This is a genomic window from Pseudomonas sp. H3_A02 (assembly GCF_054671965.1).
The window spans coordinates 4,453,521-4,470,582 of sequence record NZ_CP162807.1; the positions used below are offsets into that span (position 1 = coordinate 4,453,521).

Genomic DNA, 17,062 nt, shown 5'->3' on the forward strand with positions numbered 1-17,062 from the left:
CCACCACTCGGTGCCTCGCTAAGGCTCGGCATGCCTGAACGAAGGCATTGCTCCGTGGGCCGCCGCGAAGGGCCATCCATGGCCCAGCGCGGCTAACCCGGCATCCATGCCGGGTTGCCCACTCCACAACACCTTCGTTCAGCCAGCGTGGTTAACGGGGCGCCCGAGATCAACGTCCACCGCGAGGCGGCCTGATAGCCGACCTGGTTCTGGGTGAGACCGCGTTTCTCCTGTGGGATGAGTGTGGGAGCGAGCTTGCTCGCGATGGCGGTGGGTCAGTTTGCGGTGATGTTGGATGTGCCGACGGCATCGCGAGCAAGCTCGCTCCCACAGGGGATCTTGGGTGTTCATAAGTCTTGTGTTCACCACAGGCCCACTGTGGGAGCGAGCTTGCTCGCGATAGCGGTGGTTCAGCCACCTAGATGCCGGCCTGCGTCCTGCTCTTGATCTTGCTTTGGCTCTTGATCTTGATCTTGATCTTGATCTTGATCTGGTCGCCCCGTTAAACCACGCTGGCCGAACGCAGGCATTGCGCAGTGGGCATCCCGGCATGGATGCCGGGATAGCCGCGCTGGGCCATGGATGGCCCTTCGCGGCGGGCCCACGGAGCAATGCCGGAGTGAGGGCACACCGAGCCTAAGCGAGGTGCCAAGTGGTGGGGCATGTACGGGACAACCACATGGGTTACAAAAAAGTGCATTCACATAGGTGACACTTTGATTGAAACGTAGCCGTTCTTTGCGTCCCTGGCATTGACGTGACCTAGGATCACCGGGCCGAAGATCACATTCCATACTCCGTCTTTGATCATCTCCATTCCAATAGTTTGATGCCTGAGCAGGTTCCCCACGTATATCCGCAGACCATCTCGACTAATGATTCCGCAACTATCAGCCAGGTAACACTCAACATGGCTCGCATACCCCATTTCCGGTAATTTTTCCGGGTAAGCTCGGGTTGAGGGTGTATAGCAGGAGGCCGGGGTTTGCTGGCCGAGCGCCTCGTGTCCCCGCTCGTGATTGTAGTGCTGCATAAATCGATCAAAGTGTTTTTGCTGGGCCTCCCAGGCAACGGCTGGTGGTTTGGGAAGCGTACTTTTCAACGTCCGGTGCATACGCTCATGACGCCCATTTTGATCTGGCCGACCGGGCTCAATTCGCTCGGGGATAATCCCAAGGCGTAGCCACCAGATCGACAACTGCGACAGCCCCGCACGACCCGTACTGGCAAACGGCACGCCGTTATCGGTGCGGATGCGCTCAGGCATCCCATATTCCCGAAAAACGCGCTCGAAGGTTTGCTGGGTCTCCTTGAGATTGGTGTTAGCCATGCTCTCGCAGGCAAGTAAGAAGCGACTGGCATGGTCCATGATCGTCAGCGGATAGCACCAGACACCCGCGCCGGTGAGAAATTGGCCTTTGTAATCTGCACTGAAGAGCTGGTTAGGCGTTTCGGCCTTACGCAAAGGTTTGGGGTAGACAGCGACACGCCGGCGCAACGGCCGAGGCGCGATCAAGTCCGCTGCCTTAAGGATGTTGTAGATGGTCGTTTTCGACGGCGGATCCTGCCCCGGAAAACGCTTTATCAGGTCGCTCTGGATCTTTTTAGGCCCCGGAACCGTCTCGCCAGTAGAGCGAAGCTCAATGATTGCTTGTCTCACAACCAGCGGCACCACATAGGTTTGGTTGTGCCGTCGGCGACTGCGCTCGTCGAGCCCACTGGGGCCCTCCAGTTCATAGCGCTCAACCCACTTGTAGCCGGTCTTTCGGCTGATCTGATAGTCCTGGCACAGCCGGCTAAAGCTGTGCTTTTCAGACAGATATTCAGCGATGAACATCACTTTGAGGTCCATAGGTTTCAGCTCTCTCCAAGGCATGGTCAAATCCTCGCGAAATCGACCATGCCAGTTAAAAACTGTTACCTATGTGCGTGAACTGATTTGTAACCCATGTGGGTGAGTCATACCGGCAAGAGCGTTTTGGTTACTTTTGCGCTCTTCAAAAGTGACCCGCCGTAAGGGCGGAACCCTAAGCCGCCGTTACCGCAGCAACGGATGTACACCCAAAACTACATCTCACAGAACAAATACCGAACCCTCCCGCAAAGTCTGCTGAACACATCCCGCAAAACGGTGCTTTGTACCAGCCAACCTATACTTTTAACCGTTTATGCACGGTTTCATGGTGTTGTAATAACCCCATGATTCAGCGTGGCACCAAAGCTTCCAGAACGAAGCAGCGGCTTGCCCAGGTCGCAACCCTCAGTGCATGGCCAATGCACCCACGACCACCTGAAGAAGACGTACCTTCAAATCCCCCGGCCTTCATGGACATCCCTAAAATGCCAGCACCGTTAATTTCCGTAGAGACGAATTCTGAACTTCCGACGCACGCTGACATTGTCGTGATCGGGGGCGGCATTATCGGAACCTTCACGGCCTATTACCTGGCCAAGCGCGGCATGAAGGTCGCGCTGGTGGAAAAGGGCCGCGTGGGTGCAGAGCAATCGAGTCGAAACTGGGGCTGGTGCCGTCAGCAGAATCGAGACGCTCGCGAGCTGCCGCTGTCGACCAAGAGCCTGGATCTGTGGGAGCAGTTTGCGGCAGAGACCGGTGAGGACACAGGGTTCAGAAGGTGTGGCTTGCTCTATCTGAGCAACAACGAGAAAGAACTGGCCAGTTGGGCAAAATGGGGAGAGTTTGCTCGTACCGTCAATGTGAAAACCCACATGCTGACGGCGGAACAGGCCGCCGAACATGGCCGGGTGACCGGCAAGTCGTGGAAAGGCGGGGTCTTTTCACCTACCGACGGTACCGCAGACCCATCCCGTGCCGCCCCGGCGGTTGCACGGGCCATCATCAAGCTGGGGGGCACGGTGCACCAGGGCTGCGCCGCACGTGGCCTCGAGACCGAGGGCGGCCGGTTGTCTGCCGTCGTCACCGAGAAGGGCACCATTCGCACCAAGCTCGCGGTGCTCGCCGGTGGCGCCTGGGCGTCCTCTTTCTGCCGTCAGTACGGCATCCGGTTTCCCCAGGCATCCATTCGTCAAACGATACTGTCGGTTTCCAAGAACGCCCAAGAGATACCGGACGCGCTCCACACGGATGAAGTCTCCATGACCCGTCGTTCCGATGGTGGGATCACGGTAGCTATCAGTGGTAGAGGACGTGTTGACCCGACCTTGCAACTGCTGCGTTTCGCCCCGCAGTTCCTGCCGATGTTCCAGCGCCGGTGGCGCAAGCTGGCCCCCGGCGGCCTGGAAGGGTTCCAGTCGGGCCACGAGGGCTTGGGTCGCTGGCGGTTGGACCAGCCAACGCCGATGGAGCGCATGCGAATTCTGGATCCGAAGGCCGACGCCTCGACGGTTGAGTTGACGTACAAGCGCGCGGTAGACCTGATCCCGATGCTGAAGACGTCGTCGGTCACCGCCGCCTGGGCAGGTTATGTGGACAGTACGCCTGACGGCGTCCCGGGCATCGGCGAGATAGCGAGCCTGCCGGGCCTGGTGCTGGCGGCGGGGTTCAGTGGGCATGGCTTCGGCATCGGCCCGGGTGCGGGCCATTTGATCGCCGATATTGTCTGTGACATGACCCCGCTGGTTGATCCGCGTCCCTATCACCCGGACCGTTTCCAATCTTCGGCCTGGGGCAAGGTCGCGGAGTTTTGAGGGCAGGGGGGAACTCACCCGCCAAACAATAAACGGGCGCATCCTCAGGGATGCGCCCGTTTTCGTTTTGCAGGCCCGTACTGCCGGTATAACGCAGGCGTAGATTCTGCCGCACGCGAGGTCTCCAGTGGTTTTTTGCGCACCATAAGCGTCCGCAAATGCCTTGAAAACGGCGCAAATGCCCATGCTTGGCGCATCCCGCACAGTCTGCTGAGCAGGCCCCGAAAAACGGTGGTTTGTGCCAAGCGGCCTATACTTTTAACAGTTTATGCACGGTCTCATGATGCTGTAATAAAACCGTGATGCAGCGTTGCCCCCAACCTTCCAGAACGGCGCAACCGCTTGCCCCTCATGACCTCAACCATCATTCAGGACTGCACTCATGAGCTTCCTTCGCCCCAAGTTCATTACCTTTGACTGCTACGGCACATTGACCAACTTTCAGATGGGGACCATGACGCGCGAACTGTTCGCCGATCGGGTTCCAGCCGAGCAAATGGACCAGTTCGTCAAGGATTTCTCGGCCTATCGCCTGGACCAGGTGATGGGTGACTGGCGGCCCTATGATGAAATTCTCAAGACCGCCCTGGCCCGGGTCTGCAAGCGTTGGGGTGTCGAGTACAAAGGCGAAGGCCAGCTCTACTACGATGCCGTACCGACCTGGGGCCCGCATGCCGACGTACCGGCCGGCTTGTCGAAAATTGCCGACAAGATTCCCCTGGTGATTTTTTCCAACGCGATGGACGAGCAGATCATGTCCAACGTCGACAAGCTCGGCGCACCTTTCCATAAAGTCTTCACGGCCCAACAAGCCCAAGCCTACAAGCCGCGCCTGGCTGCCTTCGAGTTCATGCTCGATAACCTCGGCTGCGGGCCGGAGGATGTCCTGCACGTGTCCTCGAGCTTCCGCTATGACCTGATGTCTGCCCACGACATGAAGATCAAGCACAAAGCGTTCGTGGCCCGTGGTCATGAGCTGCCTGGAAACGTTGGTTACAGCTACCACCAGATCCCGGACATCGGCGGATTGGCCGGTTTGGTCGGTCTCTGAGTCTCTGGGCACTCTTCAAGGCATAAGGGGTTAGACATGGGCAGTGAGTCTTATTGGCTCGATACCGCACCGGCATTTGCCGGTGCCCAGCTCGGTGCGTTGCCCGGGCAGGTCGATGTGGCCATCGTCGGTGGTGGTTTCACTGGCCTGGCTGCGGCCCGGGCCCTGGCCTTGAAGGGGGCCAGTGTGGCGGTGCTGGAAGGCGGGCGGGTCATTGGCGAGGCGTCAGGACGCAATGGCGGCCAGTGCAATACCGGCGTCGCCCAGGACTACGCGGCACTGAGTGCCAGCCTCGGCTCCGATAAAGCGCGCGCCTATTACCAGGCCTATGAAAGCGCTGTGCAGAGCGTCGTCTCGCTGGTGGAGCAAGAGCAGATCGCCTGCAACTTCACGCGCAACGGCAAGCTCAAGCTGGCGGCCAAGCCCATGCATTACGAAGGTTTGGCGCGCACCTGCGAATTGATTCGGCGGGAGGTCGATGCCGAGGTCGAGTTGCTGTCTGCCCAGGAGACCCGCGCTGAAGTCAACTCGGACCAGTTCCACGGTGGCTTGTTGCAACGCAACGGCGTGCAGATGCACGTCGGGCGCTTCGGGGTCGGGTTGGCCGAGGCCGCCGCCCGTCACGGCGCGCTGATTTTCCAGGGCGTGTCCGTAACGGACTGGAAAGCCAGTGCCGACGGCTATCGGGTCAATACCACCAAGGGTTCGCTACAGGCCACGCAGATCCTGCTGGCCACCGGCACCTCTCAGCAGGGCGGCTTGGGCTGGTATCGGCGGCGGATCGTGCCGGTGGGCAGTTTTGTGATCGCCACCGAGGTGTTGCCGCAGGCGCTGATCGACAGTCTGCTGCCGGCACACCGCTCCTATGTCACCAGCCGCATGATCGGTAACTATTTCCGCCTGACCCCGGACAACCGCCTGCTGTTTGGCGGGCGTGCGCGGTTTGCCATGTCTGACAGCGTGTCCGACGCCAAGAGCGGCAAAGTCTTGCACGCGGCGATGGTGCGGATGTTCCCGCAACTGGCCCAGGTGAAGGTCGATTATTGCTGGGGTGGATTGGTGGACATGACCTCCGACCGGTTGCCCCGGGCCGGCCAGCACGGAGGGGTTTATCACTCCATGGGCTACAGCGGCCACGGCGTGCAGATGTCGGTGCACATGGGGCAAGTCATGGCCGACGTCATGGCCGGCAAGGTCGAGGCCAACCCTTGGCGCGAACTCGATTGGCCAGCCATCCCCGGACATTTTGGCAAGCCCTGGTTCCTGCCTCTGGTGGGTGCGTATTACCGCCTTCAAGACTATTTGCATTGAGTTGCGGGGGACGCTTCACGTTCAACACATTGCGTTAATTGCGAGCAATCGAGCCTTATCACTTGCGAAAGGTAGAACTGACATGACTGACAAAAAAAACAGTATCGACACCCAGCTGATAACAGGTACGGAAAGTCTGCGCATCTTTGAAGGGCTCAATCGCGGCATGTCACGCCGCAATGCATTGCAAATGCTGGGATTGGCCGGTGTGGCCGTGGCGGGCGCGGGTAGCCTGTTCGGCGCCGCCGGCAAGCTGTTCGCCGATGAAGAGGCCGCCACCCCTGGCAAAGGCAAGCCTGGCGGTCGCATTCGCGTCGCAGGCTCGACCAGCTCCACCGCTGACACCCTGGACCCGGCCAAGGGTTCATCGTCCACCGACTATGTGCGCCATTACATGTTCTATAACGGGCTGACGCGTTTCGACAGCCATATGGTGCCGCAACTGGAGCTGGCCGAGCGCATCGAAACCACTGACGCCACGCTTTGGGTGATCAGCCTGCGCAAGGAAGTGACCTTCCACAATGGCAAGGCACTGACCGCCGCCGACGTGGTGTTTTCGCTGCTGCGGCACAAGGACCCGATCACCGGTTCCAAGGTCCTGCCGCTGGCGTCGCAGTTCGCCGACGTCAAAGCCGTCGGCACCCACGAAGTGCAGATACAGTTGAGCGGCCCCAACGCCGAACTGCCATCGATCCTGGCCGTTTCGCACATGTTGATCGTGCCCGAGGGCACCAGCGATTTCAGCCAGGGCATCGGTACCGGTCCGTTCAAGGTCAAGGAGTTCAAGCCCGGGGTGCGTTCCATTGGTGTGCGCAATACCAACTACTGGAAACCCGGCTTGCCGTACCTGGACGAGATCGAATTCATCGGCATTGCCGACGAGTCGTCACGGATCAACGCGTTGCTGTCGGGGGACGTGCACATCGTCAACGAGGTCAACCCACGCTCGACGACCCGCATCAAGGCCAGCGCCAAGCACCAGGTCATTGACTCACCGTCGGGCAACTACACCGACCTGATCATCCGTCAGGACCAGATGCCAGGTAAAAGCCCGGAATTCACCCAGGCCATGAAGTTGCTGCTGGACCGGGAGCAGATCAAGTCGGCGATTTTCCGGGGCTACGCCAGGGTCGGCAACGATCATCCGATCGCCCCCGGTGCCCGCTTCTACAACGCCGAATTGCCACAACGGGCTTACGATCCGGAACAAGCCAAGTTCCTGCTCAAGAAGGCTGGCATGGAAAACATCACCATGCCGTTGATGTGCTCGCCAGCGGCGACCGGCTCGGTGGACGTCGCGGTGTTGCTGCAGCAATCTGCCAAGGAGGCGGGGCTCAAACTCAACGTCAACCGCCTGCCGAGCGATGGCTACTGGTCCAACCACTGGGCCAAGCACCCGCTGAGTTTTGGCAACATCAACCCGCGCCCGAATGCCGACATGCTGTTCTCGCAGTTCTTCCAGTCGACCGCACCATGGAATGAATCCGGTTGGAAAAACGAACAGTTCGACCAGTTGTTGATACAGGCCCGGGGTGAAACCGATGAGGCCAAGCGCGGCAAGATGTACGCCGACATGCAAGTGCTGGTGCATGAGCACAGCGGTATCGGCGTACCGGTGTTTATCAGCAACATCGACGGCGCCGATCAGCGCGTCAAAGGCTATGGCGCCAACCCTCTGGGCGGTTTCATGGGCTACATGTTTGCCGAGCAAGTCTGGCTGGACGCCTGATGAGCGTCGGGTCTGGGCCATATTGCATGAGGGTCGGATGATGAATAGCAACACACTCTGGTTGATCGGCCGCCGCCTCGGGGCGGCGGCCGTGACCTTGTTGATTGTCTCCATGGTGGTGTTCGCCATCACGGCGGTGCTGCCGGGGGACGCGGCGCAACAGGCGCTGGGGCAGTTCGCCACGCCGGAACAAGTGGCGGCCCTGCGGATGAAAATGGGCTTGGACCAGCCCGGTGTGTTGCGTTACCTGCACTGGCTGACAAGTCTGCTCAGCGGTGACATGGGCATGTCGATGTCCAACGCCATGCCGGTCATCGATCTGATGGCCGGCCGGGTCCCCAACACCTTGATGCTGGCGGCTGCCACGGCGTTGGTGTCGGTGCCTGTGGCGTTGACCCTGGGTATCGGTTCAGCGATGGGCCGAGGCGGGCGCATCGACAGCTTCCTGAGTTTTTTCACCTTGACCATGGTGGCGGTGCCGGAATTCCTGGTCGCCACCTTGGCGGTGTTGATATTCGCGGTGAACCTGGGCTGGTTGTCGGCACTGTCCTACGCCAGTGACATCACCTCACCCTGGCAATTCATGCGCACCTACGCGTTGCCGGTGATGACGTTGTGCTGTGTGATTGTTGCGCAAATGTCGCGCATGACCCGGGCGGCGGTGATCGATCAGCTCGACAGCCCTTACGTGGAAATGGCCCGGCTCAAGGGTGTGAGCAATATCCGGATCGTGCTTCGGCATGCCTTGCCCAATGCCATTGGCCCTATCGCCAATGCCATCGCCCTGAGCCTGTCCTACCTGTTGGGCGGGGTGGTGATTGTGGAAACGATCTTCAACTACCCCGGCATCGCCAGCCTGATGGTCGATGCCGTGACCAACCGCGACATGGCCCTGGTTCAAGCCTGCACCATGTTGTTTTGTACGGCGTACCTGGGGTTGGTGTTGATTGCCGACCTGTGCGCGATTCTTTCCAACCCGAGGCTGAGAAACCAATGAACAACCTCATTGTGAAGTCCCCGACGGCGGCCGTTGCGCTGGGGCTGGGCAAAGACGCCCACGCCAAGTCCTGGCTTGGCCTGGTTGGCGCCGCGATGTGTGTGCTCTGGTTGCTGGTGGCCATCTTCGGCCCGTGGCTGGCGCCGCATCCGGTGGGGGAGGTGGTCTCTGACAACGTCTTCGACAGCCTCAGCGCGACGTACCCGTTCGGCACCGATTACCTGGGCCGCGACATGCTTAGCCGGATCCTTGTCGGCGCACGCTTCACCGTCGGCCTGGCGTTGGTGGCCGCGGTGCTGTCCAGCACCCTGGGAACCAGTCTTGCCCTGTTGTCGGTGGTGTCGCCAAAGTGGCTGGATGAGCTGATCAGTCGCCTGATGGATGCGTTCATTTCGATCCCCAGCAAGATGCTGGCGCTGATCATGGTTTCGGCCTTCGGCTCCTCGGTCACCTTGCTGATCTGCACGGCGGTGTTGAGCTATACCCCCGGCGCCTTTCGCATCGCCCGCAGCATGGCGGTGAACATCGAAGCGCTGGAGTACGTGCAAGTGGCCCGTACCCGTGGCGAGCGCCGGCTGTACATCGCTTGCGTGGAAATCCTGCCGAACATACTCAACCCGGTGCTGGCGGACCTGGGACTGCGCTTTGGTTTCATCGTGCTGCTGCTCAGTGGCATGAGTTTCCTGGGACTGGGCGTGCAACCACCGGATGCCGACCTGGGCTCACTGGTGCGCGAGAACATCGGTGGCCTCAATCAGGGCGCGCCGGCCATTGTGATTCCGGCCTTGGCCATCGGCACCCTGACCATCGGCGTGAATCTGTTCATCGACCGGTTGTCGTCGCGACGTAGCCGACGTTCGGGAGGCCATTGAAATGAGCGAATTGATTCGAGTACAGGACCTGCGAGTGGTCGCCTGTGGCGAGCGCGGTGAAGTGGACATCGTCAAGGGCGTCAGCTTCTCCCTGCAAAAGGGCGAAGTGTTGGCGTTGATCGGCGAGTCAGGTTCCGGCAAGACCACCATTGCCCTGGCACTGCTCGGTTATGCCCGACGCGGTTGTCGGCTGGCGGGCGGCGTCGTGCAAATCGGCGAGCATGACATGCTGGCGTCGAGCGAAAGCCAATTGCAGAAGTTGCGCGGCAATCGGGTGTCCTATATTGCCCAAAGCGCCGCAGCGGCGTTCAACCCGGCGAAAAAACTGATCGATCAAGTAGTGGAGGGCGCGCTGATTCATGACCTGGGTAGCCGGGCCGTGCTTGAGGCCAAGGCCATCGAGCTGTTCCGCGACCTGGCCTTGCCTGACCCTGAGCGCATTGGCCAACGCTACCCTCATCAGGTGTCTGGCGGGCAACTGCAACGGGTGATGGCGGCCATGGCGCTGATCAGCGATCCGTTGCTGGTGGTGCTCGACGAGCCGACCACGGCCTTGGATGTGACCACCCAGATCGATGTGCTGCGGGCCTTCAAACGGGTGGTCCGTGAGCGTGGGGCCACGGCCGTCTATGTGTCCCACGACCTGGCGGTGGTGGCGCAGATGGCTGACCAGATCGTGGTGCTCAATGGCGGCGAAATCTTCGAACACAGCGCCACGGCACCGTTGCTCAAGGGCCCAGCCCACGAATACACCCGCAGCTTGTTGGCGGCGGCGCGGCCGGACACGACGATCCGTCCGCCGAGCGACATCGCCCAAGACACGCCATTGCTGACCATCCAGGGACTGACCGCTGGCTACGGCAATAAAGATGCCCAGGGCATGCCCGCCATTCGCGTGCTGGAAGACATTGACCTGACGGTTCGCAGGGGCCAGGCCATCGGCGTCATCGGTGAATCGGGCTCTGGCAAATCGACCCTGGCACGGGTGGTGGCCGGATTGTTGGTGCCGGCCCTGGGCGGGTTGACGTTCGATGGCCACCCCCTGGGCGGCAGCCTGTCGGCGCGCACGAACGAGCAGTTCCGACGCATTCAAATGGTCTTCCAGAATGCCGACACCGCCCTCAACCCGATGCACAGCGTCAGCACGATCCTCAGCCGTCCACTGAAGATGTATTTCGGCCTCAAGGGCGCGGCTTTGCGCGAGCGTATCGGCGAATTGCTCGACCTCGTTCGCTTGCCCCGCACAATGGCGGACCGACGTCCGAACGAGCTGTCCGGCGGGCAGAAGCAACGGGTCAACCTGGCCCGAGCCCTGGCAGCCAAGCCGGACCTGATTCTCTGCGACGAGGTGACTTCGGCGCTGGATACCGTGGTCGGTGCGGCGATTCTCGAACTGCTGCGCGATCTACGCCAGCAACTGGGGGTGTCCTATCTGTTCATCAGCCACGACATCTCCACCGTGCGCGCCTTGTGTGACGACATCGTGGTGATGTACAGCGGCCACAAGATCCAGGCCGGTACCCGTCAATCCTATGCCGAGGCGCCGTTCCATCCGTATACCGACCTGTTGATCCATTCCGTACCGGAACTGCGCCAGGGCTGGCTGGAAACCTGCGGGGCAACGACCTGCCAGACGCTGCCGTCCATCGGCCCGAAAGCCAACGTACCCGGGCTGTGCACCTTCCTCAGTCGCTGCCCGGTGCGGGTCGACGGCCTGTGCAACTGTGTCGCACCGGAGCGTCGGATGATTGTCGGCGGCAGTGAAATCCTTTGCCACCACGACAGTGCCGAATTGATGAAGACCCAGCAGTCCACTAACGTGACCGTGGCGGCGTATGCATGAACAGGCGTTTTGTCAGGCTGGTCGACATCAAGCGTTTTTCCTCTTCAGTCGAGCAACGGAGCAAGGCCTCATGAAACCCCGTGTATTGGAGATTCTCAAACGGTTGATGGCTTTCGACACTGTCTCTTCAGAGTCGAACATGGCCTTGATCGAGTACGTGCGCGATCTGTTGCTGACCAAGGGCATCGAGTCACTGATCGTCAAAGACGAAAGCGGCAAGAAAGCCAATCTGTTTGCCAGCACCGGGCCACGGGACGTGCCGGGAATCTTGCTGTCGGGGCATACCGACGTGGTGCCGGCGGCGGGGCAGGCCTGGACCTTTCCGGCGTTTGAGGCGACGGTGCAGGACGGGCGGATCTATGGCCGCGGCAGTTGCGACATGAAGGGCTTTATCGCCCTGGCGATCGACGCCATGCTCGATGCCACCGAGCAGCCATTGCGCCGGCCATTGCAATTGGCACTGTCCCATGACGAAGAGATCGGTTGCGTGGGCGTGCGTCGTTTGCTCGATGTGCTGCACCTGGCACCGGTTCGCCCGTTTCTGTGCGTCATCGGCGAGCCGACCAATATGCAGTTCGTGCTCGGGCACAAGGGCAAGGGTTCCTACCGTACTTACTGTCGCGGTCTGGAAGCGCATTCCTCCCTGGCACCGCGTTCGGTCAATGCGATTCACGTGGCCTGCGATTTCATCGCCGCGCTGCGCCTGAGCCAGCAGCAGTTGCAAGAGCAGGGCGCACGGGATAGCGATTACGACGTGCCCTACAGCACCGTGCATGTTGGCCAGATTGTCGGCGGCAAGGCGCTGAACATCGTGCCTAACTTGTGCACCCTGGACTTCGAAGTGCGTAACTTGCCGGCGGACGACCTGGACGGGTTCCTGGAGCAGATGCGCGAGCGGGCGGAACTGATCGTGCGCGAAGCCAAGAAGCTCTCCAGCGTGGCCGCTATCGAGATCGAGACTCTGAATGTCTACCCGGGCCTCGATACCCACCCGAGCGTCGAAGCGGTGCGGTTCCTGAAAAATTTTGCCGCCCCGGACACCGGCACAGCCAAAGTCTCGTTCGGCACCGAAGGCGGGTTGTTCAAACAACGCCTGGATGTGCCGGTGGTGGTCTGCGGCCCAGGCTCGATAGAACAGGCGCACAAGCCTGACGAGTTCATCGAGATCAGTCAGATGGTCGCTGGCGAGCGCTTCTTGCAAGGCTTGCTGGGCTCGATGCACAGCTAGTGTTCCGTTTACCTGATAGATCATTGCGTCACCACGCCTGCAATCCCATGCGCTTCATCGTCTGATCGAAGCTCACGGCGATCATTCCTCACCCACAGTAGAGCATGCCGTCGAAGGCTGATTTTCAGCATTCACGGCTGTAGGGCCGGCGTTTTCAGCATCCTCGTCCAGGGCGAAACAATAGACTGAAGGCTGTCTCAAAACAGGACTCGACGTCATGCTCAAGAATCGCCTGAAAGATCCCAGCCTGCTGGTAGAACTCGCTTACATCGACGGTCAATGGGTCGGCGCCGACAATGCCGCCACCTTGGACATCACCAACCCGGCCACTGGCGAGGTACTCGCCCGGGTGCCGGCGATACAAGGCAATGAAACCCGGCGCGCCGTCGAAGCCGCCGACCGTGCCTGGCCGGCCTGGCGTGCACGTCCGGCGGCGGAGCGGGCGGCGTTGCTGGATCGCTGGTATCAGGCGATGATCGACAACCTCGACGACCTGGCGTTGATCTTGACCTGTGAACAGGGCAAGCCGCTGGCGGAAGCCCAGGGCGAAATTCGCTACGGTGCCAGCTTCGTCAAATGGTTTGCCGAAGAGGCCCGACGGGTCTACGGCGAAACCATCCAGGCCCCCAGCGGTGATCGCCGCTTGCTGACCCTCAAGCAACCGGTCGGTGTTTGCGCCGCGATCACGCCGTGGAACTTCCCCAACGCGATGATCACCCGCAAGTGCGCGCCAGCCCTGGCCGCCGGCTGTACGATCGTGGTCAAACCGTCGGACCTGACCCCGCTGTCGGCCCTGGCCCTGGCTGTGCTGGCCGAACGGGTCGGCATTCCGGCCGGGGTGTTCAACGTCGTCACCGGCATGCCTGCAGGCATTGGGGAAGAACTGACCGGCAACCCGACAGTGCGCAAACTGTCCTTCACCGGGTCCACTGCGGTCGGTCGTCTGCTGATGCGCCAGAGCGCCGAACACATCAAGCGCTTGAGCCTGGAGCTGGGTGGTAACGCCCCGTTCATCGTGTTCGACGACGCGGACCTGGAGCAGGCCGTGACCGGCATCATGCTCAGCAAATTCCGCAACGCCGGGCAGACCTGCGTCTGCGCCAACCGGATTCTGGTGCAGGACGGGATCTACGAGCGCTTCGCCCAACGCCTGGTGGAGGAGGTGGGCAAACTCAAGGTCGGCGATGGTCTGGACGACGGCGTAAACATAGGCCCGCTGATCAATGCGGCGGCGGTCAGTAAAGTCGCTCGACATATCGACGAGGCGTTGAGCCAGGGCGCTCGTCTACTCTGTGGTGAGATCCCCAAAGGCGACAGCCAGTTTGTCCAGCCGACAGTGCTGGGTGATACCCATGCCGGGATGCTGCTGGCCAACGAAGAAACCTTCGGTCCGGTCGCGCCACTGATGCGCTTTAGCACTGAAGAAGAGGCGCTGGCCTGGGCCAACGCAACGCCTTATGGCTTGGCCGCTTATTTCTTCACCCAGGATCTGCGCCGCTCATGGCGGTTCGGTGAGGCGCTGGAGTTCGGCATGGTCGGCCTCAATACCGGGCTCATTTCCATGGACGTCGCGCCCTTTGGCGGTATCAAGCAATCGGGCCTGGGGCGTGAAGGCAGTAAATATGGCCTGGACGAATTCCTTGAAGTCAAAGCCTTCCACATGGGTGGGCTGTGATCCGGTCAGCGTTTGAAGAGAGGAGGCACGGTTGATGAGCAAACCATTCAGAATCGCCGCGATTGCCGGCGACGGTATCGGTAAGGAAGTCTTGCCGGAAGGTCTGCGGGTATTGGAGCAGGCCGCGAAGAAATGGCAATTGGATTTGAGCATCGAAGTGCTCGGCTGGGCTCACTGCGATTACTACCTGGAACACGGGCAGATGATGCCTGACGACTGGTTCGCGCAGCTCAAGGACTTCGATGCGATTTATTTTGGTGCCGTGGGCTGGCCGGACAAGGTGCCGGATCACATTTCCCTGTGGGGTTCGCTACTGAAGTTTCGTCGGGACTTCGACCAATACGTGAACATCCGGCCGGTGCGGCTGTTTCCCGGCGTGCCATGCCCGTTGGCCGGGCGCGAGCCCGGAGACATCGATTTCGTGGTGATCCGCGAAAACACCGAGGGCGAGTATTCCTCGATCGGCGGCAAGATGTTCGAAGGCACCGAGCATGAGTTCGTGCTGCAGGAATCGGTGTTCACGCGCCGTGGCGTGGACCGCATTCTCAAGTTCGCTTTCGACCTGGCCCAGACCCGGCCGCGTAAACGCCTGACGGCAGCGACCAAGTCCAACGGCATCTCCATCAGCATGCCGTACTGGGATGAACGCACGGCGCTCATGGCGCAGCAGTACCCCGAAGTCACCTGGGACAAGCAACACATCGACATCCTGTGCGCGCGTTTCGTGCTTCAGCCCGATCGTTTCGATGTGGTCGTGGCGTCGAATCTGTTCGGCGACATCCTGTCCGACCTGGGGCCTGCCTGCGCCGGTACCATTGGCATCGCGCCTTCGGCCAATCTCGATCCGGAGCGACGTTTTCCCTCGTTGTTTGAGCCGGTTCATGGCTCGGCGCCGGATATCTATGGGCGCAATATTGCCAATCCGATTGCGATGATCTGGTCTGGCGCTTTGATGTTGGACTTCTTGGGTAATGGCGATGAGCGTTATCGTGCGGCTCATGATGGGATTCTCAGGGCTATCGAGCGGGTGATTGCCGAGGGGCCGATTACGCCTGATCTGGGGGGGCAGGGGTCGACTCAGGATGTGGGGCAGGCTATTGCGATGGCGCTTTGATTGGAGTGGGCACTCTGTGAGTTTTTTAACGGTGTGTATATCCGTTGCTGCGGTAACGGCGGCTTAGGGTTCCGCCCTTACGGCGGGTCACTTTTGAAGAGCCCGGAAGCCGGCCCAGTCAAAAGTAACCAAAACGCTTTTGCCCCACCACTCGGCACCTCGCTTAGGCTCGGTGTGCCCGAGATCAACGTCCAACGCGAGACGGCCTGATAGCCGACCTGGCTGTTGGTGGGACCGCGTTTCCCCTGTGGGAGCGAGCTTGCTCGCGATGAGGACAGCACATCCTGCATCTTCATCGGCTATGACACCGCTATCGCGAGCAAGCTCGCTCCCATATCCAATCTCCAGTGAACACAAATTCATGTCCAACACAAAACCACTGTGGGAGCGAGCTTGCTCGCGATGAGGCCAGCACATCCAACTTCTTCATTGACTGAGCCACCGCTATCGCGAGCAAGCTTTGCTCCCACAGATCTGATGGGTGTAAGACCGGGAGAACCAGGTCGGCTACCAGGCCGCCTCGGGGAGGACGTTGATCTCGGCGCCCCGTTAACCACGCTGGCCGAACGCAGGCATTGCGCAGTGGGCACCTCGGCATGGATGCCGAGGTAGCCGCGCTGGGCCATGGATGACCCTTCGCGGCGGCCCACGGAGCAATGCCTTCGTTCAGGCATGCCGAGCCTAAGCGAGGCACCAAGTGCTGGGGCAGAGGCGTTTTAGTTACTTTTGACTGGGCCGGCTTCCGGGCTCTTCAAAGTGACCCGCTGTAAGAGCGGAACCGTCAGCAGCCGTTACCCAAATAACGGATATTCACACCCAAAAAAGCCCCACCAGACATCACTTACAAACATAGACCTTACGCACATAGACACTGCTCTTCCAAGCGCAAGGAGCCCCCTTAGGCACAAACACCGTATCGCCAGTACTCACTGCCAGACCCGTACCATCCGCAAGCTGAAGAACGATGCTGCCCTCAAGCAAATGCATCAGTTCATGCATCGTGTGTGGCCGCGCCTTACGGATATAAGGTGTCGAATCCCAGATACCAATACGCAGGTTGGTCGCATCCTCGACGAACAGGTTGTTCGAACGACATTGCGGTGTCGGGCTCAGCAAAAATTCCTCACTCGGTGGCGTCGAAGGGGAGAGCAGAGTGTGCGCAGGGAGAGCGGTCAGCCCGATATGGCCGACTTCAACAGGCTGGGTATCGGCACAGAATGCCCAGAGCGAGCCAGGTTGTGCCTCGATCCGAACCGAGGTGCCACGGGCAATCACGGCGCTGTCACCCGGGGTGAGTGCGAGCACGTGATCCTGGCTCTGCAAGGTGACGTGTCCGGCGTGGACGACAATCGTTTCGCTGTAGGGGTATTCATCGACGCTGAATTGCCCGCTCGCCTGGACGATGCCGGCAGCAATGTCATCGGTCCCGACATAAGCAATCTGCCGGTCGAACGGATCGTTGGCTCCTAATGAGCCGCTGGTAAACGCTGTGGACGCGGGAGTGCCGTTGGCATGGGCCAACAGCACGGCAGTGAGTTCTAGCATGAGGGTGTTTCTCCAGGAGAGTGTTTGGTAT

At 60.4% G+C, this 17,062-nt stretch carries 13 protein-coding genes; 10 read left to right on the forward strand and 3 right to left on the reverse strand.

The window, feature by feature from the left end; all coding sequences use genetic code 11:
- Positions 1 to 502 precede the first annotated feature (502 nt).
- Both AB4N80_RS19550 and AB4N80_RS19555 read right to left on the reverse strand, forming a co-directional pair.
- Positions 503 to 664 carry a nucleoid-structuring protein H-NS gene (locus tag AB4N80_RS19550; RefSeq protein ID WP_460083209.1) on the reverse strand — a complete coding sequence of 54 codons (162 nt, stop codon included), beginning with the start codon at positions 662 to 664 and terminating at the stop codon, positions 503 to 505.
- 36 nt (positions 665 to 700) lie between these two features.
- Positions 701 to 1,876 (reverse strand): integrase core domain-containing protein, encoded by a 1,176-nt coding sequence (locus tag AB4N80_RS19555; protein ID WP_122567194.1) that lies wholly within the window; start codon positions 1,874 to 1,876, stop codon positions 701 to 703.
- A 464-nt stretch (positions 1,877 to 2,340) separates the two neighbouring features.
- Between AB4N80_RS19555 and AB4N80_RS19560 the strand changes: the two genes are divergently transcribed.
- The 10 genes from AB4N80_RS19560 (at position 2,341) to AB4N80_RS19605 (ending at position 15,486) form a co-directional block, all read left to right on the forward strand.
- Complete coding sequence (locus AB4N80_RS19560; protein ID WP_122564796.1) at positions 2,341 to 3,666, forward strand: NAD(P)/FAD-dependent oxidoreductase; 1,326 nt, start codon at positions 2,341 to 2,343, stop codon at positions 3,664 to 3,666.
- 382 nt (positions 3,667 to 4,048) lie between these two features.
- The gene (locus AB4N80_RS19565) at positions 4,049 to 4,717 is read left to right on the forward strand and encodes a haloacid dehalogenase type II (protein WP_122564795.1); all 669 of its coding nucleotides are present in this window, start codon (positions 4,049 to 4,051) and stop codon (positions 4,715 to 4,717) included.
- A gap of 36 nt (positions 4,718 to 4,753) precedes the next feature.
- Positions 4,754 to 6,028 carry an NAD(P)/FAD-dependent oxidoreductase gene (locus AB4N80_RS19570; RefSeq protein ID WP_122564794.1) on the forward strand — a complete coding sequence of 425 codons (1,275 nt, stop codon included), beginning with the start codon at positions 4,754 to 4,756 and terminating at the stop codon, positions 6,026 to 6,028.
- An 82-nt stretch (positions 6,029 to 6,110) separates the two neighbouring features.
- Positions 6,111 to 7,757, forward strand: coding sequence for an ABC transporter substrate-binding protein (locus AB4N80_RS19575; RefSeq protein WP_122564793.1), 1,647 nt, complete (start codon positions 6,111 to 6,113; stop codon positions 7,755 to 7,757).
- A 40-nt stretch (positions 7,758 to 7,797) separates the two neighbouring features.
- Positions 7,798 to 8,754, forward strand: a complete 957-nt coding sequence (locus AB4N80_RS19580) for an ABC transporter permease (RefSeq protein WP_122564852.1) — start codon at positions 7,798 to 7,800, stop codon at positions 8,752 to 8,754.
- Positions 8,751 to 9,626, forward strand: a complete 876-nt coding sequence (locus tag AB4N80_RS19585) for an ABC transporter permease (RefSeq protein WP_122564792.1) — start codon at positions 8,751 to 8,753, stop codon at positions 9,624 to 9,626. The genes AB4N80_RS19580 and AB4N80_RS19585 overlap by 4 nt, the downstream gene beginning before the upstream one ends.
- 1 nt (position 9,627) lies before the next feature.
- Positions 9,628 to 11,469 carry an ABC transporter ATP-binding protein gene (locus AB4N80_RS19590; RefSeq protein ID WP_460078373.1) on the forward strand — a complete coding sequence of 614 codons (1,842 nt, stop codon included), beginning with the start codon at positions 9,628 to 9,630 and terminating at the stop codon, positions 11,467 to 11,469.
- Positions 11,470 to 11,539: 70 nt separating this feature from the next.
- Complete coding sequence (argE, locus tag AB4N80_RS19595; RefSeq protein WP_122564790.1) at positions 11,540 to 12,697, forward strand: acetylornithine deacetylase; 1,158 nt, start codon at positions 11,540 to 11,542, stop codon at positions 12,695 to 12,697.
- 217 nt (positions 12,698 to 12,914) lie between these two features.
- Entirely contained in the window at positions 12,915 to 14,372 is a 1,458-nt protein-coding gene (locus AB4N80_RS19600; protein ID WP_122564789.1) for an NAD-dependent succinate-semialdehyde dehydrogenase, read from the forward strand.
- A gap of 34 nt (positions 14,373 to 14,406) precedes the next feature.
- Positions 14,407 to 15,486 (forward strand): tartrate dehydrogenase, encoded by a 1,080-nt coding sequence (locus AB4N80_RS19605; RefSeq protein ID WP_460078377.1) that lies wholly within the window; start codon positions 14,407 to 14,409, stop codon positions 15,484 to 15,486.
- A gap of 837 nt (positions 15,487 to 16,323) precedes the next feature.
- On the opposite strand, the gene AB4N80_RS19610 is transcribed toward AB4N80_RS19605, so the two are convergent.
- Positions 16,324 to 17,031, reverse strand: a complete 708-nt coding sequence (locus AB4N80_RS19610; RefSeq protein ID WP_305492388.1) for a cupin domain-containing protein — start codon at positions 17,029 to 17,031, stop codon at positions 16,324 to 16,326.
- Positions 17,032 to 17,062: the final 31 nt, after the last annotated feature.